Source organism: Pseudomonas sp. IT-347P (assembly GCF_949768005.1).
Lineage (GTDB): Bacteria > Pseudomonadota > Gammaproteobacteria > Pseudomonadales > Pseudomonadaceae > Aquipseudomonas.
On the sequence record NZ_CATKPQ010000033.1, the window covers coordinates 347692 to 373030 of the forward strand.

Annotated in this window: 22 protein-coding genes; 11 read left to right on the forward strand and 11 right to left on the reverse strand. The window is 60.4% G+C overall.

Translation table 11 applies throughout. The features are described 5' to 3' along the window. From lpoB to ACM6IV_RS14400, 4 genes are all read right to left on the reverse strand, one after another. Entirely contained in the window at positions 1 to 588 is a 588-nt protein-coding gene (lpoB, locus tag ACM6IV_RS14385) for a penicillin-binding protein activator LpoB (protein WP_016772610.1), read from the reverse strand. Between the two features lie 36 nt (positions 589 to 624). Then, complete coding sequence (locus ACM6IV_RS14390) at positions 625 to 999, reverse strand: YcfL family protein (RefSeq protein ID WP_007911131.1); 375 nt, start codon at positions 997 to 999, stop codon at positions 625 to 627. 15 nt (positions 1000 to 1014) lie between these two features. After that, positions 1015 to 2409, reverse strand: coding sequence for a COG3014 family protein (locus ACM6IV_RS14395; protein ID WP_414870491.1), 1395 nt, complete (start codon positions 2407 to 2409; stop codon positions 1015 to 1017). 206 nt (positions 2410 to 2615) lie between these two features. Beyond that, positions 2616 to 4016, reverse strand: coding sequence for a COG3014 family protein (locus tag ACM6IV_RS14400; RefSeq protein ID WP_414870492.1), 1401 nt, complete (start codon positions 4014 to 4016; stop codon positions 2616 to 2618). Positions 4017 to 4189: 173 nt separating this feature from the next. Between ACM6IV_RS14400 and ACM6IV_RS14405 the strand changes: the two genes are divergently transcribed. Together ACM6IV_RS14405 and ACM6IV_RS14410 are read left to right on the forward strand one after the other, a co-directional pair. Further along, on the forward strand, positions 4190 to 6085 hold the full coding sequence (locus ACM6IV_RS14405) for an FTR1 family protein (protein WP_414870493.1): 1896 nt from the start codon (positions 4190 to 4192) through the stop codon (positions 6083 to 6085). 107 nt (positions 6086 to 6192) lie between these two features. Further along, on the forward strand, positions 6193 to 6648 hold the full coding sequence (locus ACM6IV_RS14410; RefSeq protein WP_414870494.1) for a YaiI/YqxD family protein: 456 nt from the start codon (positions 6193 to 6195) through the stop codon (positions 6646 to 6648). Between the two features lie 118 nt (positions 6649 to 6766). Here ACM6IV_RS14410 and elbB read toward each other — a convergent pair whose 3' ends face one another. Next, on the reverse strand, positions 6767 to 7435 hold the full coding sequence (gene elbB, locus ACM6IV_RS14415) for an isoprenoid biosynthesis glyoxalase ElbB (protein WP_414870495.1): 669 nt from the start codon (positions 7433 to 7435) through the stop codon (positions 6767 to 6769). A gap of 116 nt (positions 7436 to 7551) precedes the next feature. Here elbB and ACM6IV_RS14420 point away from each other — a divergent pair, with 116 nt between their 5' ends. Next, the gene (locus ACM6IV_RS14420) at positions 7552 to 8787 is read left to right on the forward strand and encodes a sterol desaturase family protein (protein ID WP_414870496.1); all 1236 of its coding nucleotides are present in this window, start codon (positions 7552 to 7554) and stop codon (positions 8785 to 8787) included. Here ACM6IV_RS14420 and ACM6IV_RS14425 read toward each other — a convergent pair. Further along, positions 8768 to 9418 carry a DedA family protein gene (locus ACM6IV_RS14425; protein ID WP_414870497.1) on the reverse strand — a complete coding sequence of 217 codons (651 nt, stop codon included), beginning with the start codon at positions 9416 to 9418 and terminating at the stop codon, positions 8768 to 8770. The genes ACM6IV_RS14420 and ACM6IV_RS14425 overlap by 20 nt on opposite strands. A 207-nt stretch (positions 9419 to 9625) precedes the next feature. On the opposite strand from ACM6IV_RS14425, the gene hemB reads away from it, so the two are divergent. Together hemB and ppk1 are read left to right on the forward strand one after the other, a co-directional pair. Then, complete coding sequence (gene hemB / locus ACM6IV_RS14430; RefSeq protein ID WP_414870498.1) at positions 9626 to 10639, forward strand: porphobilinogen synthase; 1014 nt, start codon at positions 9626 to 9628, stop codon at positions 10637 to 10639. A gap of 18 nt (positions 10640 to 10657) precedes the next feature. Continuing rightward, positions 10658 to 12883 (forward strand): polyphosphate kinase 1, encoded by a 2226-nt coding sequence (ppk1, locus tag ACM6IV_RS14435; protein ID WP_414870499.1) that lies wholly within the window; start codon positions 10658 to 10660, stop codon positions 12881 to 12883. 284 nt (positions 12884 to 13167) lie between these two features. Here ppk1 and ppx read toward each other — a convergent pair whose 3' ends face one another. From ppx to ACM6IV_RS14460, 5 genes are all read right to left on the reverse strand, one after another. Then, a complete protein-coding gene (gene ppx / locus ACM6IV_RS14440; RefSeq protein WP_414870500.1) occupies positions 13168 to 14670 on the reverse strand; it encodes an exopolyphosphatase in 1503 nt (500 codons plus the stop codon). A gap of 197 nt (positions 14671 to 14867) precedes the next feature. Beyond that, positions 14868 to 15605 carry an amino acid ABC transporter ATP-binding protein gene (locus ACM6IV_RS14445; RefSeq protein ID WP_414870501.1) on the reverse strand — a complete coding sequence of 246 codons (738 nt, stop codon included), beginning with the start codon at positions 15603 to 15605 and terminating at the stop codon, positions 14868 to 14870. Continuing rightward, a complete protein-coding gene (locus tag ACM6IV_RS14450) occupies positions 15592 to 16242 on the reverse strand; it encodes an amino acid ABC transporter permease (RefSeq protein ID WP_414870502.1) in 651 nt (216 codons plus the stop codon). The genes ACM6IV_RS14445 and ACM6IV_RS14450 overlap by 14 nt, the downstream gene beginning before the upstream one ends. Then, positions 16239 to 16907 (reverse strand): amino acid ABC transporter permease, encoded by a 669-nt coding sequence (locus ACM6IV_RS14455; RefSeq protein WP_414870503.1) that lies wholly within the window; start codon positions 16905 to 16907, stop codon positions 16239 to 16241. The genes ACM6IV_RS14450 and ACM6IV_RS14455 overlap by 4 nt, the downstream gene beginning before the upstream one ends. A gap of 21 nt (positions 16908 to 16928) precedes the next feature. Continuing rightward, positions 16929 to 17714 (reverse strand): transporter substrate-binding domain-containing protein, encoded by a 786-nt coding sequence (locus ACM6IV_RS14460; protein ID WP_414870504.1) that lies wholly within the window; start codon positions 17712 to 17714, stop codon positions 16929 to 16931. Between the two features lie 256 nt (positions 17715 to 17970). Here ACM6IV_RS14460 and ACM6IV_RS14465 point away from each other — a divergent pair, with 256 nt between their 5' ends. The 6 genes from ACM6IV_RS14465 (at position 17971) to ACM6IV_RS14490 (ending at position 25251) form a co-directional block, all read left to right on the forward strand. Continuing rightward, the gene (locus tag ACM6IV_RS14465; RefSeq protein ID WP_414870505.1) at positions 17971 to 18678 is read left to right on the forward strand and encodes a FadR/GntR family transcriptional regulator; all 708 of its coding nucleotides are present in this window, start codon (positions 17971 to 17973) and stop codon (positions 18676 to 18678) included. A gap of 120 nt (positions 18679 to 18798) precedes the next feature. Further along, on the forward strand, positions 18799 to 19128 hold the full coding sequence (gene trxA, locus ACM6IV_RS14470; RefSeq protein WP_003206727.1) for a thioredoxin TrxA: 330 nt from the start codon (positions 18799 to 18801) through the stop codon (positions 19126 to 19128). A gap of 248 nt (positions 19129 to 19376) precedes the next feature. Continuing rightward, a complete protein-coding gene (rho, locus tag ACM6IV_RS14475) occupies positions 19377 to 20636 on the forward strand; it encodes a transcription termination factor Rho (protein ID WP_003229334.1) in 1260 nt (419 codons plus the stop codon). A 138-nt stretch (positions 20637 to 20774) separates the two neighbouring features. Next, positions 20775 to 22736, forward strand: coding sequence for an acyltransferase family protein (locus tag ACM6IV_RS14480; protein WP_414870506.1), 1962 nt, complete (start codon positions 20775 to 20777; stop codon positions 22734 to 22736). An 80-nt stretch (positions 22737 to 22816) separates the two neighbouring features. Continuing rightward, on the forward strand, positions 22817 to 24283 hold the full coding sequence (gene ubiD, locus ACM6IV_RS14485) for a 4-hydroxy-3-polyprenylbenzoate decarboxylase (protein ID WP_003229330.1): 1467 nt from the start codon (positions 22817 to 22819) through the stop codon (positions 24281 to 24283). Further along, on the forward strand, positions 24283 to 25251 hold the full coding sequence (locus ACM6IV_RS14490) for a CDP-6-deoxy-delta-3,4-glucoseen reductase (protein WP_414870507.1): 969 nt from the start codon (positions 24283 to 24285) through the stop codon (positions 25249 to 25251). Before ubiD ends, ACM6IV_RS14490 begins: the two co-directional genes overlap by 1 nt. Positions 25252 to 25339 lie beyond the last annotated feature (88 nt).

The window sequence follows — 25339 nt, forward strand, 5'->3', positions numbered from 1 at the left end:
TTAACGCTCCGTGGTTTTGCGGATCTCTTTTTCGTCCATCCACTCGGCCAGACCGCTTTCGACGTCGATCAGTTGCAGGCTGAATTTGTAGAAGACGTCCTTGTAATCGCTGCTGCGCTTGACGATCGAGCTGATCGAGCCTTCGATGCGGTACTTGGCGGCAACCATGTTGCCAGTCTTGGCCACGGTGCTCTTCTTGTACAGGCCGCTCTGGTTTTGCAGCTTGAGCTGGTCAACCTGGCTCTGCATGGCGTTGTTGTCGCTGGCGAAACGGGCCACGCCGGTTTTCATCAGCTGCGTCTTGATGCTGGTGGTGATCTCGCGGGTATCGATGTACTCGCTGGTCTTGTTCTTCACGTCGTAGACCTGAACCACCGGACGGCCCTGCAAAATGCCGGACTGTGCCAGCGAGCGGGTCATCGACTCTGCGATCATTTGCAGGTCGGTCGAACCGAATTCGTTGGTCACGGTTTCAACCGCTTTGGTGTCGCCGTAGCTGATGTTCTTGCTGCCCAGGGTCGGCGAAGTGTTGGCGCAACCGGAGGCCAGCAGGGCGATAACGGCGATGCAGGAAAAGCGTGCAAACATGGGAATGCTCTCTAAAACAGGAATAGGGTGGCAGGCTTACGGCGTCTTGATTTCCAGACGGAAGTCCACGGCTTTCGGGGTCGGGGCGATGCCTTGAATGAAGCTGGTCTGGGCGCCGTACATCATTTGGCTTTTCCACACTTCTTCTTCGGCAATCGGGAAGCCTTCCGCGCCGAGCCAGGCGAAGCGGTAGTAGAAAATCTTGTTGCTGTTGAGGGTGTTGCTCAACTGCACGTTGACCGTCATGAAGCCGTTTTCGCGGGCGACGCGCATGGCGCCGACGACGATGTGTTTCTGCGGGCCCATGGCCACGACTTTGCTCGCGGCGCTGCCCGGCTCTGGCGGTGGCGGGGTGGCGCAGCCGCTCGCCAGCAAGGCGAGGGCGGCGACGGCGATGAGTTTGAAGCGCATGCAAAGACTCCGTTCTTAAGGTTGTTTGAGGCTGGCGACGTTGGTCGCGCTGGCGCTCGGGATGACGTGTGCGGCGAGGCCACCGGCGAACACCTGGTTGCCGACGGCGCGCAGGCTGATCACTTGATAACGCTGATCGACCGTGACCTTGACCACCGAACCACCGACGGCGCTCGGCAGACTGACTTGATGCTCGCCCTTTTTCAAACGCAGACGCACTACTTGGGTGTTGTCCGGCAGGGTTCGCCACGTACGGGTATCGGCACCTTCGAGCACAGCTGAAGAGATACCGACGGCCAGACCGGCCAGTGGGTTGGTTTCGTTGATCTTCTTCTGCGCCACGCCTTTGGTGATCGCTCGTACGGTGGTGCGCAGGATAATCCCCGGCATGTCGTCACGCAGGGCGCGGCGGGACATGGCGGTGGTGCTGTTGAGTGCGGTCAGATCGACTTGCTGACCGTCGACACCAATCTGCGCGAATGGCGCGGTGGAGGTGTCGGGTTTGATGATCGGGAACGACAGCGGCGTGATCACCACGTTGTTGGAAATCGGCAATGGCAACGGCACGCGGATCGAATCGCGGGCTGGCGCCAGACCGCTTTGCACCACGATCAGGATGTCGCTGTCGTCGGACTTGCCCGGCTTGTCGAGGTTGACCAGCGCCTGCTCCAGCAGTGGCGTGTTCGGGCGCAGCTCGGCGGCCTTGCGGTAGCCCGGTGCAGCCAGGCCTTTCTCGCCCAGGGCTTCATAGACGAACCCGGACAGATAATGGCTGAACGCACTCTGATAGCTGTTTTTCAGGCCCACCACTTCCGGTGCGTCGAGGCTGGCGACCGGATAGCCTTGCAGGTCCTTGTATTGCGTCTTGATGCCTTCTTTCTCGGCCTCTTCCTCACTTTTGAGGTATTCCTTGTCACGCAGCTCGGCGATCACCGCTTCACGCTCGTGAGTTTTCTTGATCGCGGTCCGTGCGCCGTCGAAGTCGTTGACCGCCAACAGGTTGAGGGCCATCTGCGTGGTCAGCATGACTTTTTCGTAGTCGTAGCCTTCGTAGCGACGCACCTTGTCGTTGACCAGGAAACTGCCGAACTGGGCCAGGTACTTGTCGGTGTCGAGCTTGACCGAATCTTCCCACTTGCCCACCACCTGATCGGCACTGGTCCAGGCATTCTGGCTGCCGGACAGGTCGCCCTTGGCACGCAGCAATTCACCCTTCTCGAAGTAATAGAGCAGGTCTTTGTCGGCGCCGGTGTTGTTCTTTTCCAGCAGGGTCAGCGCGGCGTCAACATTGCCGGTGGCCAGTTGCTGGTTGGTCTGTGCGAGTTCCGAGTCGTAGTTGCGAAACGCCGAACAGCCGGACAGCAGAGTGACAGCGCTGAGCGCAATCAGAGTGGGAGCGCGGAATGCCATGGGGTACTTCTTCCCTGGAGTAATACAGCCGCGAATGCTGGTCGGGCTGATGTGACCCATCGACAGCGGCGTTGGCCTCCTGCCAATTCCTCATAACCAGAGGAGCTTTAATGCCGCTTCGCGATAGCGAGGGCGCGGCATTATAAACGGCGGATGATGGCTATGTAATAGCTTTTTAGTTGCACTTGTTAATTTGGTGCCATTACTTATTTCAGGCTGGATACCACGCTCTTTGCTGGCGCTCCGTTTGACTGGAATGCGCTGCCATTGGCAAACACCCGATCACCCAAGGCACGCAGGCCGATGACCTGGCGGTTCTGGTCGATGCGGATCTTCAGTGGCGCAACCCCGGGCGCGTTGGGCAGGCTGATCAGGCGGTCACCTTTTTTCAAACGCAGGCGCACAACCTGAGTGAGGTTAGGCAGGGTGCGCCAGGTGCGGGTGTCGGCCTGCTCGAAACCGTCCCAGTGAGTGACGTAGGAGGCTTTGCTCGGATCGCGTCGATTGTCCGTGGCCTGAACATCGGCCGCCAGAAATGCCCGATAGGTTGTGCGCTGGATAATGCCCGGCATGTCGTCACGCAGGGTGCGCAGGGACATGTCGGTAATGCTGTTGACCGCGATCAGCTTTTTCTGACGGCCATCGATGGTCATTTGATTGAATGCCGGAGTCGAGCTGTCGGGAACCATCACGGGAAACGAAACATTGGCGACGATGACTTGCCCGTCCGCGAGCTTCACCGGGTAGGGCACGCGCACCGAACTGCGGGCCGGCGCCAGGCCGCTCTGCACGATGATCAGCACATCACTTTCGTCGGCTTTCAGGCCAGGGCTGTCGAGGTCGCGCAAGGCTTGCTGGAAAAACGCCATGTCCGGGCGCAGTTCGATCGCCTGACGATAGCCGGGCGCCGCCAGATCTTTCTCGCCCAGTGCTTCGTAAGTGAAACCGGCGAGGTAGTGACTGAATGCGCTTTGGTAGCCGTTCTTCAACGCCATGACGGCGGGTGATTCCAGCATCACCACCGGGTAGCCTTGCAGATCCTTGTAATGGACGCGGGCGCCGCTGGCCTTGGCCGCTTCTTCGACACGCTCGTATTCCAGCTCCCGTTGCCGGGCGATCAGCGCCTCGCGCTCGTGGGTTTTCTTGATGTCGGCCCGGGCGCCGTCAAAGTCATTCATGGCCAGTTGGTTGAGGGCCATTTGTGTGGTCAGCATGACTTTTTCGTAGTCGTAACCATCGTAGCGGCGCAGCTTGTCATTGATGATGCTGCCCCAATGATTGCCCATGGCCGCGAGCAGCTTGTCGCCGGTGGTTTCGAGGGTGTCCTGGCGTTGTATGACCATCTGCTCAGCGCTGCGCCAGGCGATCTGGCTCTGTGGCAAATCACCGCCCGCGCTCAGCACCGCACCCTTCTCGAAGTAGTAGAGCAAATCTTTCTCTTCATCCGGGTTATGCGCCTCTATCAAGGCCAGTGAGCCGTCGATATTGCCGGCCTTGAGCTGTTGCGTGGTTTGCTGCAGTTCCAGGTCGTAATCGCGGTAAGCGGCGCAACCACTGAGCTGCACAAGTGCAGCGATCAGCAGGAACGGCAGCAGACAGTGGCGCATAACGGGTTCTTCCTTGACCGGAGCAGGCGAAATGATGGCGCATTATAGGGGCGCTTTGTAACTGCCGGAACGCTATGGATGGCGCCACGTTGCGCTAAATGCCGACAAAGCTTGAGGGAAACGCGTTCGAAGTGAACAATATGTAACTTCGCATTTCCATTTGAGAATTCTTCATGACTGCCTCGTCCCGTTTTCTGGCCTGGCTGGTGTTCCCGTTGATTGCCCTGAGCAGCTTCAATCTGCTGGCCGATACTGTGGAAGGCGCCCCGCAAGCGCTGCACCTGCTTGATTACATCAGCGCCGACTACCCGCCGACGGTAGCGGCGGGCAAGGTTGTCGATGATTCCGAATACCGCGAGCAACTGGAATTCATGCGGGCTTTGCAAGGCTTGATCAGCGGCATGCCGGCCAAGCCGGAAAAGGCTGCGCTGGAGCAAGGTGTCAGCGCTTTGCAGGCGGCGATCACTGCGAAGCAGGATGGCGCCGAGGTGGCCCGTCAGGCGCGGCAACTGGGCGCGCAACTGGCGGTGGCGTATGAGGTCAGTCAAGCGCCGATCATTACTCCCGACCCTGCCCGGGGTGCGCCGCTCTATGCGCAGAATTGCTCGGTGTGCCACGGCGACAGCGGCGCCGGTGACGGCCCGGCGGGCCTCGGCATGACCCCGGCGCCGGCTAACCTGCGTGACGCGGCGCGGCTGGATCATCTGAGTCTGTATGCGATCTACAACACCCTCGGTCAGGGCGTTGAAGGCACCGACATGCCGGCGTTTGCCGATCAGCTCGATGATCGTCAGCGTTGGGATCTGGCGACTTACATCGCCGGCTTCAGCGCTGATCCGACGGCGGCCAAAGCCGAAAAGACCTACAACATCGCCGACCTGGCGCGCCAGACCCCGGCCGAAGTGCAGGCCGCCGATGGTCCGCAAGCCGCAGCGACGTTCCGTGCGCAGCGCGCGCAGCCGCCGCAGGTCAAGCGTGGCCCGGCGCAGTTGCTCGACTACACCGCCGCAACCCTGGACAAGAGTCTTGCCGCGTACCGCGCCGGTGAACGCGATCAGGCGTACGACCTGTCGGTCGCGGCCTATCTGGAAGGTTTCGAGCTGGTCGAAAGCTCGCTGGATAACGTCGACGCCAACGTGCGCAAGGACACCGAAAAATCCCTGATGGCTTATCGGCAATCGTTGCAGGACGGCTTGCCGGTCGCGCAGGCCGAGCAGCGTCTGGACGCCGCCAAGGCCAAACTCAAGGAGTCTGCCGGGTTGCTCGGCAGTGACGGTTTGAGCTGGTCGCTGAGCTACATCTCCGGTCTGTTGATTCTGCTGCGCGAAGGTCTGGAAGCGATTCTGGTGCTGGCGGCGATTCTTGCCTTTCTGCGTAATACCGGCCAGCAATCGGCGGTGCGCAGCGTCAACGTCGGCTGGGGCCTGGCGCTGCTGGCCGGCCTCGGCACCTGGGCGCTGGCGGCGTATGTGATCGACGTCAGCGGCTCGCAGCGTGAACTGCTGGAAGGCGCGACGGCGCTGTTCGCCAGTGTCATGGTGTTGTGGCTGGGCGTGTGGATGCATGATCGCCGGCATGCAGCGGCCTGGCAGGATTACATCAAGAGCAGTCTGGTCGGCGGTGGCGGGCGTTTCGGCTTTGCGATTCTGGCGTTCTTCTCGGTGTATCGCGAGCTGTTCGAAGTGATCCTGTTCTACGAAACCCTGTGGCTGCAGGCCGGCCCGGCCGGGCATGACGCGGTGCTTGCCGGTGGTGCGACGGCGCTGGTGCTGCTGGTCGGTCTGGCGTGGGTGATCCTGCGCGGTTCGGCGAAACTGCCGCTGACGCTGTTCTTCAGCATTAACGCAGCGCTTCTGTGCGCGTTGTCGGTGGTATTTGCCGGGCATGGCGTGAAGGCGTTGCAGGAAGCCGGGATCTTCGGCACGCGGCCGGTGGCGTTCTTCGAATTCGATTGGCTGGGCATTCACGCCGATGCCTATTCGCTGACGGCGCAGGCGGTGGCGATCCTGGCGATTGTGGTGTTGTATGGGCGCAGTTGGGTGGCGGAGAAGCGGCGGGTAGTCGTTTAACAGCATTCGCTGCGCTCACATTCGCGGGCAAGCCCGCTCCCACAGGGTTGCGCGTAACCTGTGGGAGCGGGCTTGCCCGCGATGCTTCTGGAAAGAGGAAAACGATAATGCGTGTATGGATCGATGCCGACGCTTGCCCACGGGCGGCGAAGGATCTGGTGGTGAAGTTCGCCCTCAAGCGCCAGTTCGAAGTGGTGCTGGTGGCCGGGCAGCCGCAGATCAAGCCGGGGCTGGCCATCGTCAAACTGATCGTGGTGCCGAGCGGTCCGGACGCGGCGGACGATTATCTGGTCGAGCACGCAGTGCCGGGTGAGCTGGTGATTTGCAGCGATATCCCGCTGGCCGATCGTTTGGTAAAGAAGGGCGTGGCGGCGCTGGATCCGCGCGGCAAGGAATTCGATGCGCAGAACATGGGCGAGCGATTGGCGGTGCGCAATCTGTTCACTGATCTGCGTGAGCAGGGTCAGATGGGCGGCGGCCCGGCGCCGTTTGGCGAGCGCGAGAAGCAGGCATTCGCCAATGCGCTGGACCGGATCCTCACGCGCCTGAGCCGCAAGCCCTGACCCCCAACACCAGTCACTTGTAGGAGTGAGCCTGCTCGCGATAGCGGTCGATCATTCAACAGATATGTTGCCTGACACACCGCCATCGCGAGCAGGCTCACTCCTACAGTAGACCGTGTCAGGCGTCGTTTTCGTGGGTCAGTTCGAGCACGCGATCGACCAGTTTGTTGATCCCCGAAGCGGCCTCACTGATGTTCTGCGCCAGCATGTAAGCCGGGGTCGTCACCAGTTTGCGCGCCTTGTCTTCGATGATTTCGGTCACCGCACAGTCTTCGTGGGTGGCGCCCATCTTGTTCATTGCCGTGGCGGTGTCGGCATCGTTGCCAATAGTGCACGTCACGCCCGGGCCGTAAATCTTCGCCGCCAGTGCCGGCGAAATGCACATCAGGCCGACCGGTTTGCCCGCTTCGGCAAATGCCTCGGCCAGTGCCAGCACTTCCGGTTGCACTGTGCAGCCAGCGCCTTCAATGGCGAAGTTCGAGAGGTTTTTCGCTGCACCGAAACCGCCAGGCACGATCAGCGCATCGAAGTCGTCGACGTCGGCGTCGCGGATGTCCTTGATATTGCCACGGGCGATACGTGCCGACTCCACCAGGACGTTGCGCGACTCGGGCATTTCTTCGCCGGTCAGGTGATTGATCACATGCAATTGCGCAATGTTCGGGGCGAAGCACTGCACCTGTGCGCCGCGCTGGTCGAGGCGCAGCAGGGTGATGACGCTTTCCTGGATTTCGGCGCCGTCGTATACGCCACTGCCGGACAGGATCACTGCAACTTTTTTGCTCATGGGTTTCTCTCCAGATTCATGGCGCTAAATGTCCACTAAATTGTCGTGCGTTGCCATAGGGTTAAAAGGGCGCGGAGCCTAGGATCTGTTCCATACGATTGCGAGCGGGGCGCGTCATGGATCTCATTTTGTATGCGGTGCCGTTTTTCTTTGTGTTGATCGCGGCGGAGCTGCTTGCCGACCGCTGGCGCGGGGTCAGCAACTATCGCCTTGCCGATGCGGTGAACAGCATCAGCACCGGTGTGTTGTCGACCACCACCGGGCTGTTGACCAAAGGCGTGGGGCTGGTGACCTATGCCTTCGCCCTGGAGCATCTGGCCTTGTTCCGGCTGCCCGCGGACAGTGCCTGGGTCTGGGGGCTGGCCTTCGTGCTCTATGACTTCTGCTACTACTGGCTGCACCGCATGGGCCATGAGCGCAACATTCTGTGGGCCGCGCATTCGGTGCATCACCAAAGCGAGGAGTACAACCTCTCCACCGCGTTGCGCCAGACCAGCACCGGGTTTCTGCTCAGCTGGATTTTCTACCTGCCGCTGGCCGTGCTCGGCGTGCCGCTGCTGGTGTTCGTCAGTGTCGCGGCGCTCAATCTGCTCTATCAATTCTGGGTACACACCAGGCACATTCCCAAGCTCGGCTGGTTCGAGTGGTTTTTCGTCACGCCGTCCAATCATCGGGCTCACCATGCACAGAACGCTCTCTACATGGATCGCAACTACGGCGGGGTGTTCATTCTTTGGGACCGGCTGTTCGGCACGTTTCAGGAAGAGGACGACAAGGAGCCGGTGATTTTCGGCGTGACCACGCCGCTGGCGAGCTGGAATCCGCTGTGGGCCAATCTGCAGTTTTATGCGCAGTTGTGGGATGACGCGCGTCGGGCCGAGAGGCGCTGGGACAAGCTGCGGATCTGGTTCATGCGCACCGGTTGGCGGCCAGCGGATGTCGCGGCGCAGTACCCGATCAACAAACCGGATCTGGCCCGCTTCCGCAAATTCGAGGTGCCGCTTGAACGGTGCCAGCAGGGGTACGTGGCCATGCAGTTCTGCGTGTATATCGCGCTTGGCAGTTATCTGATGAATCTGGAGAGAACTCTGCCAACCGCTGCGCTGGTGCTCGGCTGGATGGTGGTGGCGCTGGGCGTGTTTGCGTTGGGCGTGGTGCTGGAGAATCGCCCATGGGCGCTGAAGGTCGAGCTGCTGCGGCTGGTGTTGAACGTGCCGTTGGTGTGGCTGGCGCCGCTGGTCGGGCTATGGCCGGCCAGCCCGGTGATCTGGGCGGGCCTTCTTGGTTACAGCCTGCTCAGTGCAATCGGACTGTATGTTTGTCGCCAGCGCTTTATTCGGCTGGCGTCTTAGGTTCGGCGTCTTTCGCTTGTTCGGCTTGCTGCAATTGCAAGGCTTTGGCGGCTTGCTCGTCGGCGTAAACCTGTTTGGCCAGGCGCGCATTCTTGAAGCGGCGGCGCAGCCACAGGCCGACGCCGAGCACCAGCAACGCACCCAGGACCCATAGCTCGTATTTCTTGATACTGCCGAGCATGCCTTCCAGCACCGCGCCGAAGTGGTAAGCCGCCGCCGCCAGCGCGGTCGCCCAGATTGCTGCGCCGATGCCGTTGAGCAGCAGATAACGTCCCGGCGGATAGCCCGACAGGCCGATCGCTACCGGCATCACCGTGCGCAGACCGTATACAAAACGGAAGCTCAGCACCCAGATGTCCGGATGTTTGCGAATGTGCTCCAGCGCGCGGTCGCCCATCATCTGCCAGCGCGGTTTGCGCGCGAGTAATTTGCGTCCGTGCTTGCGCCCCAGGAAGTACCACAGCTGATCGCCGGCATAGCTGCCGCAGAACGCCACGACCACCACCAGATTGATGTCCATGTATCCACGGAACGCGAGGAAGCCCGCGAGCACCAGAATGGTTTCGCCTTCGAAGAACGTGCCGAGGAACAAGGCAAAGTAGCCAAAGTCATGCAGAAATTGTTGGAGCATTGTCTGGGTGCTGGCGAAATGAACGCGCAGCCTAACCCTTCGGACACATTCATGAAAGTGTCCAAATGTGTCTCGACGTGAACAATTCCTACGCTGAGAATGGAATGCGGCTACATGTCACGGGTCTCACACAACTGTCATCTGTTCGTCATAATGGCCGTCTATAACTGTCACGCTCGCCCGTTTGCGCGGGCTCAGGAGTCTGCCGTGAGCTTTATCCCCGCCAATCGTCTGTTCCCCGCCACTCGCCTGCGTCGCAACCGTCGTGATGATTTTTCGCGCCGGCTGGTGCGGGAGAATGTGCTGACGGTCGATGACCTGATCCTGCCGGTGTTCGTGCTCGACGGTGAAAACCGCCGCGAAGCCGTGGCCTCGATGCCCGGGGTAGAGCGATTGACCATCGATTTGCTGCTCGAAGAGGCGGCCAAGTGGGTCGAACTGGGGATTCCGGCGCTGGCGTTGTTCCCGGTCACTCCACCTGAATTGAAATCCCTCGACGCCGCCGAAGCCTGGAACCCCGAAGGCATTGCCCAGCGCGCCACTCGCGCCCTGCGTGAGCGTTTTCCGGAACTGGGGGTGATCACCGACGTCGCGCTCGATCCATTCACCACTCACGGCCAGGACGGCATTCTCGACGACGAAGGCTACGTACAGAACGACATCACCGTCGACGCCCTGGTCCGTCAGGCCCTGTCCCATGCCGAAGCCGGCGCTCAGGTCGTCGCGCCATCGGACATGATGGACGGTCGCATTCAGGCGATCCGCGAAGCGCTGGAAGTCGCCGGTCACGTCAACGTACGGATCATGGCTTATTCGGCCAAGTACGCCAGCGCCTATTACGGCCCGTTCCGCGATGCAGTCGGCTCGGCGTCGAACCTCGGCAAGGCCAACAAGGCCTCGTATCAGATGGACCCGGCCAACAGTGACGAAGCGCTGCACGAAGTCGGTGCGGACTTGTCTGAAGGCGCGGACATGGTCATGGTCAAACCGGGCATGCCGTACCTCGACATTCTTTTCCGGGTAAAAGATGCCTTCAAAGTGCCGACCTTCGTCTATCAGGTTAGCGGCGAATACGCCATGCACATGGCGGCGATCCAGAATGGCTGGTTGAGCGAGGCGGTGATTGTCGAATCACTGACCGCCTTTAAACGTGCCGGCGCTGATGGCATCCTGACTTACTTTGCTGTCCGCGCCGCTCAATTGTTACGAGAGCAGAAATAGCCCTCCCAGGAACATTCAATGAATACCGAAGGACTCACGGAAGTTGCCGTAAAAGAAGCTCAACCGGTGGTCGAGCAAATCACCGAGACCCCGCCGGAACTGGAGCCTGCGCCACCCGCGCCAGTCACCGAACCTGTCGCGGCGGCGCCAGTGATTGCGATCCCGGGCCTGGATGACAGCAGCCTGTACATCCACCGTGAGCTTTCGCAACTGCAATTCAACATCCGCGTGCTGGAACAGGCGCTGGACGAGTCCTATCCGTTGCTGGAGCGCTTGAAGTTCCTGCTGATCTTCTCCAGCAACCTCGACGAATTTTTCGAGATCCGCGTCGCCGGCCTGAAGAAGCAGATCACCTTCGCCCGTGAACAGGCCGGTGCTGACGGCTTGCAGCCGCATCAAGCACTGGCGCGGATCAGCGAGCTGGTGCACGGTCACGTTGATCGTCAGTACGCGATCCTCAACGACATCCTGTTGCCGGAGCTGGAGAAGCACCAAGTGCGCTTCATCCGTCGCCGCCACTGGACGACCAAGATCAAAACCTGGGTGCGCCGCTATTTCCGCGACGAGATCGCGCCGATCATCACGCCGATCGGCCTCGACCCGACGCACCCGTTCCCGTTGCTGGTGAACAAGAGCCTGAACTTCATCGTTGAACTGGAAGGTATCGACGCCTTCGGTCGCGACTCCGGTCTGGCGATCATCCCGGCGCCGCGCTTGCTGCCACGTATCATCAAGGTGCCGGAAGAAGTCGGCGGCCCGGGCGACAACTATGTGTTCCTGTCGTCGATGATCCATGCGCACGCCGATGACCTGTTCCAGGGCATGAAGGTCAAGGGCTGCTACCAGTTCCGTCTGACCCGAAACGCCGACCTGGCGCTCGACTCCGAAGACGTCGAAGACCTGGCCCGCGCCCTGCGCGGCGAGTTGTTCTCGCGTCGTTACGGCGATGCGGTGCGTCTGGAAGTCGCTGACACTTGTCCTAAACACCTCTCGGACTACCTGCTCAAGCAATTCAACCTGAGCGAGACCGAGCTGTATCAGGTCAATGGTCCGGTCAACCTGACGCGGCTGTTCAGCATCACCGGTCTGGACAGTCATCCGGAGCTGCAATACACGCCGTTCACCCCGCAGATCCCGAAACTGCTGCAGAACAGCGAAAACATCTTCAGCGTGATCAGCAAGCAGGACATATTGCTGCTGCACCCGTTCGAGTCGTTCACCCCGGTGGTCGACCTGCTGCGTCAGGCGGCAAAAGACCCGCACGTTCTCGCTGTGCGCCAGACGCTGTACCGCTCCGGCGCCAACTCCGAGATCGTCGATGCGCTGGTGGACGCCGCGCGTAACGGCAAGGAAGTGACGGCGGTCATCGAGCTGCGTGCGCGGTTCGACGAAGAATCCAACCTGCAACTGGCCAGCCGTCTGCAAGCGGCCGGTGCGGTGGTGATTTACGGCGTGGTCGGCTTCAAGACCCACGCCAAGATGATGCTGATCCTGCGCCGTGAGGCCGGCGAGATCGTGCGTTACGCGCACCTCGGCACCGGTAACTACCACGCCGGCAACGCCCGTCTCTATACCGACTACAGCCTGCTGACGTCTGACGATGCCTTGTGCGAAGACGTCGGCAAACTGTTCAGCCAGTTGATCGGCATGGGCAAAACCCTGCGCATGAAGAAGCTGTTGCATGCACCGTTCACCCTGAAGAAGGGCATGCTCGACATGATCACCCGCGAGACGCAATTTGCGCTCGACGGCAAACCGGCGCACATCATCGCCAAGTTCAACTCGCTGACCGACCCGAAGATCATTCGCGCGCTGTACAAGGCCAGCCAGTCTGGCGTGCGCATCGATCTGGTAGTGCGCGGCATGTGCTGCCTGCGTCCGGGCATCGCCGGGGTTTCGCACAACATTCACGTGCGTTCGATCATTGGCCGCTTCCTTGAGCACACGCGAGTGTTCTACTTCCTCAATGGCGGCGACGAGCAGATGTTCCTCTCCAGCGCCGACTGGATGGAGCGCAACCTGGACAAGCGCGTCGAGACTTGCTTCCCGGTGGAAGGCAAGAAACTGCTGACCCGGGTGAAAAAAGAGCTGGAGCTGTACCTCACCGACAATACCCACAGCTGGAGCCTGCAGTCGGATGGCCGTTACATCCGCAACACGCCGACCGGTAACCAGAACCCCAGGAGTGCGCAGGCGACGTTGCTGGAGCGGTTGGGTAGCCCGATATTGCCGGTGAGCAGCTGAGGCTTGAAAGTCAAAAGCCCCTCACCCTGGCCCTCTCCCGGAGGGAGAGGGGACTGACCGGGTTGGATGGGCGAGTTTTGCCGACCTGAGATATCGAGTCGAACTCAGGTTTTGAACAGCATGCGGTCGGCTCCCTTTCCCCCTCTACCCCCTTGGGGGCGGTCCGACGTTTCGGGAGGGCTGGGGTGAGGGGGATCGATCTTGATTACACCACCTGAACCCAGCCGAACACCCAATAAAAAGGCGATCCAGAAGGATCGCCTTTTTTGCACCTGAGATTTAACTCAGTGAACGGTAAGGACAATCCCCACCCGCGTCAGCCAATCCGCCTCAAGCCCGAAATCTGCCTGAGTCAGCTGGTTCTCATCCAGCCAGTTCTCCGGGAATTCCACATCCAGGGTATTGCCCTTCGCATGCAACACCACCTGCGGCATCGCCTGGGTGCCGCGAATGTGGTGGAAAAGGATCGCAAAGCGCAGCAGCACGCAGAGGCGAATCAGCTTGTCACCGTCATCACCGAAGTCAGCAAATTTGTCCTTGGGAATGTTACGGCGGTGGCCGCGCACCAATAGGGCGAGCATCTGCTGGTCTTCACGGGAGAACCCGGCAAGGTCCGAGTGTTCGATCAAGTAGGCGCCGTGCTTGTGATAGTGATAGTGGGCAATGTCGAGACCGACTTCGTGCACTTTCGCCGCCCAGCCGAGGAGTTCGCGCCAGATGCCGTCATCCAGCTCCCAGTCCTTCGCGACCTGATCGAATGCGTGCAGGGCTTTGCGCTCAACCCGGGCCGCCTGTTCGAGGTCGACGTGGTAGCGCTCCATCAGCGAGGTCAGGGTGCGTTCGCGCACGTCTTCATGGTGATGGCGGCCCAGCAAATCGTAGAGCACGCCCTCGCGCAACGCACCGTCGCAATGATCCATGCGTTGCAGTTCGAGGGCGTCGAAAATCGCTTCGAGAATCGCCAGACCCGCTGGAAAGATTGTCCGGCGATCAGGCTTGATGCCTTCGAAATCGATCTTGTCGACGTCACCGAGCTTGAACAGACGGCGCTTGAGCCACGCCAGACCTTCGGCGTTCACCTCGCCGGTGCCGTGGCCGCCGGCCTTCAGCGCCAGGCCGATAGCGCGGATGGTGCCCGAGGAGCCGATGGCTTCATCCCAGGTCAGGCGATGCAGGGCGTGTTCGATGCTCATGATCTCCAGCCGCGCCGCGGTGTACGCCTGGGCGTAGCGGGCCGGGGTGATCTTGCCGTCCTTGAAATAGCGCTGAGTGAAGCTGACGCAGCCCATTTGCAGGCTTTCGCGCAGCAGCGGCTCGAAGCGCTGGCCGATGATGAATTCGGTACTGCCGCCACCGATGTCGGCGACCAGACGTTTGCCCGGGGTGTCGGCGAGGGTGTGCGACACGCCCAGATAAATCAGCCGCGCTTCCTCACGGCCGGAGATGACTTCCACCGGGTGGCCGAGGATTTCTTCGGCGCGGTGGATGAATTCGAGGCGGTTGCGCGCTTCACGCAGGGCATTGGTGCCGACGATGCGCACGGCGCCCAGCGGCATACCGTTAATCAGTTGGGCAAAACGCTTGAGGCAGTCGAGGCCGCGTTGCATCGACTCTTCGTTGAGCTTGCGCTCATCGTCGATGCCGGCGGCCAGTTGAACCTTCTCGCCGAGGCGCTCGAGAATGCGGATTTCGCCGTTCTGGGCCTTGGCCACGACCATGTGAAAGCTGTTGGAGCCCAGGTCGATTGCGGCGATCAGGGACAGATTCTTGGCTTGGGATTGCGGCATGGTCAGGGGGTCTCGGTCGATAACCTCGACATCGTGCCACGATCAAACGCTGGCGCCAACGCGCACGGTTCAAACCGTTGATTCAGCACAGAAAGTCGGTGACCGCTGCGCGGTCAATCGCGAGCAGACAGGTGAGCGCATTCCCATGTAGGAGTGAGCCTGCTCGCGATGAGGGCCGGGAAGCCCCTGTATTTTCCTCAGCCTGTCGCTTCGACGGTGCCAATAAAATTCGCCAGCTCCGCCGTCTGCGGATTGGCAAACAACACCTTCGGATCCCCCACCTCATGCACTTTGCCATGGTGCATGAACACCAGTTTGTCCCCCACTTCGCGGGCAAAACGCATTTCATGGGTGACCATGATCAGCGTCATGCCTTCCCTGGCCAATTGCCGCACCACGCTAAGCACTTCATTGACCAGTTCCGGGTCGAGCGCCGAGGTGATCTCGTCGCACAGCAACACTTTCGGCGACATCGCCAGTGCCCGGGCAATCGCCACACGCTGCTGCTGACCGCCAGAAAGACGATCCGGGAAGGCATCGAACTTTTCCCCGAGGCCCACGCGTTCCAGCATTGCGCGCGCCAGTTGCGCAGCCTTGGCTTTCGGCACTTTCTGCACCACTTGCGGGGCGAGCATGACGTTTTCGCCCACGGTCAGGTGCGGGAACAGGTTGAACTGCTGAAACACCATGCCGACCTTCTGCCGCAAGCTGCGCAAATCAGCGCGGGCAGCGTCGAGGTATTCGCCGTCGACTTCGATCACGCCGTCGTTGATCGACTCCAGGCCATTAAGTGTGCGCAGCAGGGTGGATTTGCCCGAGCCGCTGCGGCCGATGATCGCCACCACCTGGCCTTCCTCGACGCTGAGGTCGATGCCTTTGAGCACGTGGTGATCGCCGTAGTATTTATGCAGGGCGGAAATTCTAAGCAGAGGCATGCAGTCTCCTTTCCAGGTAGCGCGCACTGAGGGACAAGGGATAGCAGAGCAGGAAATAGCCGAGGGCAACGAGGCCGTAGACCATGAACGGTTCAAACGTGGCGTTGGCGAGCATGCCGCCGGTCTTGGTCAATTCGGTGAAGCCGATGATCGAGGTCACGGCGGTGCCTTTGACCACTTGCACCGAGAAGCCTACGGTCGGCGCCACAGCGATGCGCAGCGCTTGCGGCAGGATCACGTAGCGCAATTGCTCCAGCGGATTGAGCGCCAGACTCGCCGAGGCTTCCCATTGGCCATTGGAGATCGACTCGACGCAGCCGCGCCAGATCTCCGCCAGATAAGCGCTGGTGAATAGGGTCAGGGCAATCGCTGCCGCCATCCACGGCGAGATTTCGATCCCGGCCAGGGCCACGCCGAAGAACACCAGAAACAACTGCATCAGCAGCGGTGTGCCTTGGAACAGCTCGATCCAGGTGCGGGCGATGCTGCTCGGCAGGGAGCTTTTCGAGATGCGCATGATCAGGATCAGCAGCCCGACGATCCCGCCGCCAATGAACGCCACCAGCGACAGCGCCAGTGTCCATTGCAGGCCGGTGAGCAGGTTGCGCAGGATGTCCCAAAAGGTGAAATCGCTCATGCGCGGCTCCTGCTGATGTAGCGCCGGCCGACCCAGTTGAGCAACTGGCGAATCAGCAACGCCATGCACAGGTAGATCAGCGTGGTCAGCGCGTAGGTTTCAAAGGCGCGGAAGTTGCGCGACTGAATGAAGTTGGCGGCGAAGCTCAGCTCCTCAGTGGCGATTTGCGAACACACCGCCGAGCCGAGCATGACGATGATGATCTGACTGCTCAGCGCCGGCCAGACCTTGCCCAGCGCCGGTAGCAACACCACGTGGCGGAACGCTTCGAAGCGCGTCATCGCCAATGCAGCTGCGGCTTCCAGTTGCCCGCGCGGGATCGCTTGAATGCCGGCGCGGATGATCTCGGTCGAATAGGCGCCGAGGTTGATCACCATCGCCAGCACCGCCGCCTGCCACTCGGAAATCTGCAGCCCGAGCGACGGCAGGCCGAAGAAGATGAAGAACAACTGCACCAGAAACGGCGTGTTGCGGATCAACTCGACGTAGACGCCGAAGATTGCCGAGAACGGGCGAATGTTCCACGCCCGTACCAAAGCCCCGACAACTCCGACGCCGACCCCGAGCAGCGCACCGATGGCTGTCAGCTCAAGGGTGAACAGCGCCCCGCGCAGCAGCAGGTCGGTGTTTTCCACCACCGGCATGAAATCGAACTGATAAGCCATAAAGGTCTCCCGCGCAGTCGATCAGAGATCGGCCGGCAGTGGTTCTTTCAGCCAGGTCTGCGAATTTTTCTCCAACGCGCCGTCAGCCTTGGCGGTGCTCAGGATGTCGTTGACCTTGGCCAGCAGCGCCGCTTCGTTCTTGTTCACGCCGACGTAGACCGGCGAATCCTTGAGCTTCACTTTCAGCGCCGGCACGCGTTTCGGGTTCTTTTCGCTGATCGCGACCATCACCACGTTGCCACTGGCGATCAGGTCGACCTGGCCGGCGAGGTAGGCGGCGATGGTCGAGTTGTTGTCTTCGAAGCGCTTGATGGTCACGCCTTCGGGGGCGACTTTGGTCAGCTCGATGTCTTCGATGGCGCCACGGGTGACGCTGATGGTCTTGCCCTTGAGGTCGTCGAGGCTGGCGATGGCAGCGTCTGGCGGACCGAATACGGCGAGGTAGAACGGTGCGTAAGCGCGGGAGAAGTCGATGACCTTCTCGCGCTCGGGATTTTTGCCGAGGCTGGAGATCACCAGATCGACCTTGCCGGTGGTCAGGAACGGAATGCGGTTGGTGCTGTTGACCGGGGTCAGCTCAAGTTTGACCTTGAGTTGATCGGCCAGCAGTTTCGCCGTGTCGATGTCCAGACCCCGGGGCTTCATGTCCGGGCCGACCGAGCCGAATGGCGGGAAATCCTGGGGCACGGCGACTTTCAACGTGCCGCGCTTGACCACATCGTCGAGACCGTCGGCGTGAGCAGAAGCCTGACTGAGCAACAGAGAAGAAAACAGGGCGGCGAGGAGGGCGCTGGAACGCTTGGTCATGGACAATCTCCGGATCGGCGGGAAGTGATTTCTGCGATCGGACAGAGCATGGGTCGTGCCAATACGTGTCTTTCGTCCCGGCAGGCCGCAGTTTCAACGGCTTTGTTCGGTCTTACTGGTCTGAACAGTCAGGTTGTTTTTCGCACTGCCATGGCGCATCTGCCAGGTTCGTCGAACCCTGCTGGGGCACGACTTGCCGGACTCGCCGAATAGCTTTACAACTAGCCGCACATTGGCCTGGCGCGTCTGAAAAACCATGAATTCGATTTCCCGCGCGGTACCCGAAGTGGCGCTGCAAGCGATCCGCAAACTTATCACCGAACAAGGTTTCGGTGCGGGTGATGCCTTGCCGTCGCAACGGGATCTGGCGCTGCAACTGGGCGTCAGTCGGGCATCGTTGCGTGAGGCGTTGTCCTCGCTGAGTGCGTTGGGTGTGGTCAGCATTCAGCCAGGCAAAGGCGTGTTTGTGCAGTCGCCCGTAGAGTTGCCGCGTGGCGCGCAGGCGCCGGGCTGGCCATTTGCGGCGCAAGCGTCGCCGCTGGATATCTTTCAGTTGCGCTATGCGCTGGAAGGCTTTGCCGCCGGGCTGGCGGCGGTCACGTTAAGCACGTTCGATCTGGATGCCCTGGAAGATAATGTCGCTGCGATGCGTGAGCAATTGCGCGCCGGCGACTTTGAGGCTGCGGCGAAACTCGACTTCGAATTCCACCGCCGCATCCTGCTGGCCAGCGGCAATCAGGCGATGCTGAACATCCTCACCGCCAGCGCCGAGATCTTTCTCGAAAGCCAGAAACTGCCGTTCATCCGCGCCGAACGCGCCATGGAAACCTGGCAGGAACATCGCAAGATTTTGCGAGCCCTCGCGCGCCGGGCGTCTGGTGCCGCACAGAAGGCCATGCAGGAGCACGTGCGCAACGCCGCCCTGCGCACCGGCATTTCCTTTATTGCCCCCGCCACGGCGTGACTTGAGCTATACCCAAACTCATCGAGTGCCATAGCAAGACTCAATCAACTGCGGCTTCCTGAACAGGGGAAGGGCGGCTATGATGGGCCACGTTTTTTTGCTTACAACCTGGAGAATTCCATGAGCAGCGATCTTATCAAACACGTTAGCGACGCTAGCTTCGAAGCCGACGTACTCAAGGCCGAAGGCGCTGTCCTGGTCGATTACTGGGCTGAATGGTGCGGTCCTTGCAAAATGATCGCTCCGGTTCTGGACGAGATTGCCGAGACTTACAAAGGCAAGCTGACCGTTGCCAAACTGAACATCGACGAAAACCAGGAAACCCCGGCCAAGCACGGCGTGCGCGGTATCCCGACCCTGATGCTGTTCAAGAACGGCAACGTTGAAGCGACCAAGGTCGGCGCCCTGTCGAAGTCGCAACTGGCGGCTTTCCTCGACGCCAACATCTAAGCGTCGCCGTAAAGTGCGTTAAAAAAGCCTCGCAAATTGCGGGGCTTTTTGCGTATTCAGGGCTAGACGCTCCGAAACTCAGGTGGTACATTCGGCCCCGCACTGGTTTCTCCACTGCCCCCTGCTAGCCGTCGCCGACGCACTCCTTTTCGAATAAGTACGCGATCCTGTCGCCTTCTCTGCGGCGCGGCCTCATTAAGCCAAAAGCTTAATTTCCCCCCCTCCATAAATGATTACGTCATTCCTATATGAATCTGACTGAACTCAAGCAAAAGCCGATTACCGAACTGCTCGAATTGGCCGAACAGATGGGCATAGAAAATATGGCCCGTTCGCGCAAGCAGGACGTGATTTTCTCCCTGCTCAAAAAGCACGCGAAAAGCGGCGAGGAAATCTCCGGTGATGGCGTGCTGGAGATTCTCCAGGACGGCTTCGGCTTCCTGCGCTCCGCTGACGCTTCCTACCTGGCCGGCCCGGACGATATCTACGTCTCGCCTAGCCAGATCCGCCGTTTCAACTTGCGCACCGGTGACACCATCGTTGGCAAGATTCGCCCTCCGAAGGAAGGCGAGCGGTATTTCGCCCTGCTCAAGGTCGACACGATCAACTTCGATCGTCCCGAGAACGCGAAAAACAAGATTCTCTTCGAGAACCTGACCCCGCTGTTCCCGACCGTGCGCATGAAGATGGAAGCCGGTAACGGTTCCACCGAAGATTTGACCGGTCGTGTGATCGACCTGTGCGCCCCGATCGGCAAAGGCCAGCGTGGTCTGATCGTTGCACCGCCGAAAGCCGGTAAAACGATCATGCTGCAAAACATCGCCGCGAACATCGCCCGTAACAACCCTGAAGTTCACCTGATCGTGCTGTTGATCGACGAGCGTCCGGAAGAAGTGACCGAAATGCAGCGCACCGTGCGCGGCGAAGTGGTTGCCTCGACCTTCGACGAGCCGCCGACCCGTCACGTGCAGGTTGCCGAAATGGTGATCGAGAAGGCCAAACGCCTTGTTGAACACAAGAAAGATGTGGTGATCCTGCTCGACTCCATCACCCGTCTGGCCCGTGCCTACAACACCGTGATCCCGAGCTCCGGCAAGGTATTGACCGGTGGTGTCGATGCCCACGCCCTGGAGAAGCCAAAGCGTTTCTTCGGTGCGGCGCGGAACATCGAAGAAGGCGGCTCGCTGACCATTATCGCCACCGCGCTGGTTGAAACCGGTTCGAAGATGGACGAAGTGATCTACGAAGAGTTCAAGGGTACCGGCAACATGGAACTGCCTCTGGATCGCAAGATCGCCGAGAAGCGCGTGTTCCCGGCGATCAACATCAACCGCTCCGGCACCCGCCGCGAAGAGTTGCTGACCGCCGACGACGAACTGCAGCGTATGTGGATTCTGCGCAAGCTGCTGCACCCGATGGACGAAGTGGCGGCCATCGAGTTCCTGGTCGACAAGCTGAAAACGACCAAGACCAACGACGAGTTCTTCTTGTCGATGAAGCGCAAGTAACACGCAAGCCGTTTGAAAAGAAGCGTCCGAAAGGGCGCTTTTTTTTGCCTTGAATTATTTGTATCTGGATTGAAGTTTGCGCGACTGATAACTTCGCGCCTTCAAGGGAATTTGTATCCAGAACAGGTAAGGTTTTTCATGCACACGTTTGGCAATCGCCGTGATATCGACGGATTACGGGCACTGGCGGTTATTCCCGTCGTACTGTTTCATTTCGGATTCACTACATTCAGCGGCGGTTTTGTTGGCGTCGATGTGTTCTTCGTCATTTCCGGATTCCTGATTACCTCGATTCTGTTCCGCGAAATCAGCGCGCAGCGCTTCAGCTTTCTCGATTTCTGGGGCCGCCGTGCCCGGCGCATCCTGCCGGCCCTGACTGTGGTGGTCGTGGTGACACTGGCGCTGGGCTGGCTATTGCTGACGGCCAAAGACCTGGCTGAGCTGGGGCGCACGATTCGTTATCAGTCGCTGTTCATTTCCAACATTCTGTTCATGCGTGAGGACGGCTACTTCGCGCCTGCCTCGGAACTCAAACCGTTGCTGCATACCTGGTCGCTTGCGGTGGAGGAGCAGTACTACATCTTCTTCCCGCTGCTGATGGTGTTGCTGATGCGCTACGTCCGTCATTGGCGCTGGATGCTGTTCGCGGTGCTGCTGGTGTCGTTCGGCTTGAACATCATCTACATCGAACGCCGGCCGGAGTTCGCCTTTTTCTCGTTGCCGACCCGCGCTTGGGAGCTGCTGTGCGGGGCGATGCTGGCGGTAATGCCCGTGACGAAGCATGCCGCGCGACCGTGGCTGCGTCAGTCTGTCGGCCTGGCTGGATTGGCAGCGGTGCTGGTCGCGGTGTTTACCTTCGACAGGTCCACAGTGTTTCCGGGCTGGGCGGCACTGTTGCCGGTATTGGGCACGACGGCGCTGATCTGGTCAGGCGCTCAGGGCGAAACGTGGGCCGGACGCCTGTTGAGTGTGCGGTTTCTGGTGTGGGTCGGCTTGCTGTCTTACTCGTTTTACCTGTGGCATTGGCCGGTTTATGTGTACGCCAACGCGATCTCCATCGACGGCATCCAGCCGCTGGAAGCCATCGGCTGGATCGCCCTGGCGGTGGCGCTGGCCTGGCTGAGCCTGCGTTACATCGAGCTGCCGTTTCGTGAAAAGCGTGTGTTCGCCAGTCGTAACTCGGTGTTGGTCGGTGGTCTGGTATCGATCACCGTGCTGGCGGTTACCGGCTCGGTGATTCGCTCGGCCGACGGCATTCCACAGCGCCTGACGGGCAAGGCACTGGAATACGCGCAATCGCGCGAGTGGAACGCCGGTCAGTCGAAGTGCATGCACTTGAGCACCGATAAGGCGCTGACCAAATCCTGTCTGCTGGGCGGTGATCAACCGATGGCGGCGACCAAGCTGTTCTGGGGCGACAGTCACGCCGCAGCGCTGTTGCCGGCCATCGAAGGCAACGCCGGTCGCATGGTCCAGCCAGTGTGGCTGTACAGTCTGACGGGTTGTCCGCCGATCATTGACGACCACTTGCGCCCTCAGTGCAAAGACTTCAACCAGCGCAACATGGACCGCGTCACGAGTCTGGGGATCAAGGACGTGATATTGGCGGCGAACTGGAGCCTGTACGTTTATGGTCGTGAAGACGGCGATGGCGATCTACAGTTCCTGCTCGATCGCAAGGACAACCCACGCCAGGCGGAGCAGCGCATGGCCGCCGCCCTCAAGGCGCAAGTGGCCGAGCTGCGTGAAGCGGGTGTGCAAGTCTGGCTGTTCAAGGAAGTGCCGCTGCAGCACAAGAGCTACATCGACCGCCTGACCAGCCTGGCCCGCATCGGGCGTTCGGCGGAAGGTCTCGGTCGTCCGCTCAGCGAACATCTGGCGCGCCAGCGGTTTTTCACCGATCTGTTTGGCTCGATGAGCGCTGCCGATTCCGGTGTGCATGTCATCGATCCGACGCCGCTGATGTGCAAGGACGGACTCTGCCCGATCGATGTCGACGGCCACTCGCAATACAAGGATGCAGACCACCTTTCCGACGTCGGCAGCGCCCGACTGAGTCCGTTGTTCGCACCGATCCTGCTGGGTACGAGCCACAATTGAGCGATGCCGGGCACTGACGGGCTGCTGTTTGCCCGTCAGAGCAGGTAGGATGTACGCCTATTTTGAGGGTGCCATCGTCAATGAAATTCAAGGATCTTCGGGATTTCGTGCAGCAGCTTGAGCAGCGCGGAGAGTTGAAACGCATCCAGATTCCCGTCTCGCCGGTGCTGGAGATGACCGAGGTGTGCGACCGCACGCTGCGGGCCAAGGGCCCGGCGCTGCTGTTCGAAAAACCCACCGGCTACGACATCCCGGTGCTCGGCAACCTGTTCGGCACCCCTGAGCGGGTGGCCATGGGCATGGGCGCCGAGTCGGTCAGCGAGCTGCGCGAAATCGGCAAGCTGCTGGCGTTCCTCAAGGAACCGGAGCCGCCGAAGGGCTTGAAAGACGCGTGGTCGAAGCTGCCGATCTTCCGCAAGATCATCTCGATGGCGCCGAAAGTCGTCAAAGACGCGGTGTGCCAGGAAGTGGTCATCGAAGGCGACGACGTCGACCTGGCGATGTTGCCGGTGCAGACCTGCTGGCCCGGCGACGTTGGCCCGCTGATCACCTGGGGTCTGACCGTCACCAAAGGCCCGAACAAGGATCGCCAGAACCTCGGCATCTACCGTCAGCAAGTGATCGGCCGCAACAAGGTGATCATGCGCTGGCTCAGCCACCGTGGCGGCGCCCTCGATTTTCGCGAATGGTGCGAAAAGCATCCGGGCCAGCCGTTCCCGGTGTCCGTGGCTTTGGGCGCGGATCCGGCGACCATTCTCGGCGCCGTGACGCCGGTGCCGGACAGCCTCTCCGAATACGCTTTCGCTGGTCTCTTGCGCGGCAACCGCACCGAACTGGTCAAGTGCCGTGGCAACGACCTGCAAGTGCCGGCCACCGCCGAGATCATCCTCGAAGGCGTGATTCATCCGGGCGAAATGGCCGATGAAGGCCCCTACGGCGACCACACCGGTTACTACAACGAAGTCGACAGCTTCCCGGTGTTTACCGTCGAGCGCATCACCCACCGGATCAAACCGATTTACCACAGCACTTACACCGGCCGTCCGCCGGATGAGCCGGCGATCCTCGGCGTGGCGTTGAACGAAGTGTTCGTGCCGATCCTGCAGAAGCAGTTTCCGGAGATCACCGACTTCTATCTGCCGCCCGAAGGCTGCTCGTACCGCATGGCCGTGGTGACGATGAAGAAGTCGTATCCGGGGCATGCCAAGCGCGTGATGCTCGGTGTCTGGTCGTTTTTGCGACAGTTCATGTACACCAAGTTCGTTATCGTCACTGACGACGATATCAACGCTCGGGACTGGAATGACGTGATCTGGGCCATCACCACGCGCATGGACCCCAAGCGCGATACGGTGATGATCGATAACACGCCGATCGACTACCTCGACTTCGCCTCGCCGGTTTCCGGCCTGGGCTCGAAAATGGGCCTGGATGCCACCCACAAGTGGCCGGGCGAAACCACTCGCGAGTGGGGCCGTGTGATCGTCAAGGACGACGCCGTCACCCAACGGATCGATGCCATCTGGAATCAGTTAGGAATAGATTGATGCGTGTAACCTTGCAGCCCTCCGGAGCAGTGCTTGAGATACAGCCCGGTGAGCGGATTCTCGATGGTGCGCGGCGCTTGGGCTATGAATGCCCGCAAAGCTGCCGCAACGGCAACTGTCACGTGTGTGCGGCGCTGCTGGTTGAAGGCAGCATCGCGCAGGACGGCAAGGTTCACGACCACGGCGAGTTCTACACTTGCATCGCCGAGCCGCTGGAAGACTGCGTCCTGCTGTGGGATGGCGTGCTCGCGCTGGGAGAACTGCCGGTGCGCAGCCTGTCGTGCCAGGTCATCGAATGTCGCGACGTGGGTGGCGACACCTGGCGCGTGCGTTTGCGTGCGCCGGCCGGCAAGCCTCCGCGCTATCACGCCGGGCAGTATTTGATGATCGAGCGCGAGAGCGGCGAGAAATCGGCGTTCTCCATGGCCTCGGCACCTCACGGCGGGCGTGATCTGGAAATCCACGTATTGGCGCGCGAAGCCAGTGCACTGAGCCTGATCGAACAGTTGCAACGCAACGCCATGGTGCGTGTCGAGTTGCCATTCGGCGATACGCATCTGGCGGAATTGCCCGACGGGCCGCTGGTGCTGATTGCCGCGGGTACGGGCATGGGCCAGATTCACAGCCTGATCGAACATTGCCGCGCCAATGGCTTCAAACACCCGGTGCATCTGTACTGGGGCGTACGTCGTCCAGAAGACTTCTATCAGATCGAACACTGGGACGAGTGGCTGAAGCTGCCCAACCTGTTTTTGCACAAAGTCGTCAGCGATCAATGCGGTTGGGAAGGGCGCTGCGGTATGTTGCACGAGGCAGTGTGTGAAGACTTCCCGGATCTGAAGGCCTTGCATGTCTACGCCAGTGGCTCGCCGGCCATGGTCTACGGCACGCTGGATGCACTGGTTGAAGCAGGGATGGATGCCCATCAAATGCGCGCAGACGTATTCGCGTACGCCCCACGCGCCTGATCCTTTATAACTCTATATATAGCCGATCGGTATTTATGTAATTGAATAAATACCGCTAGGTTATATGTCAACAAGGCAATCAATTAAC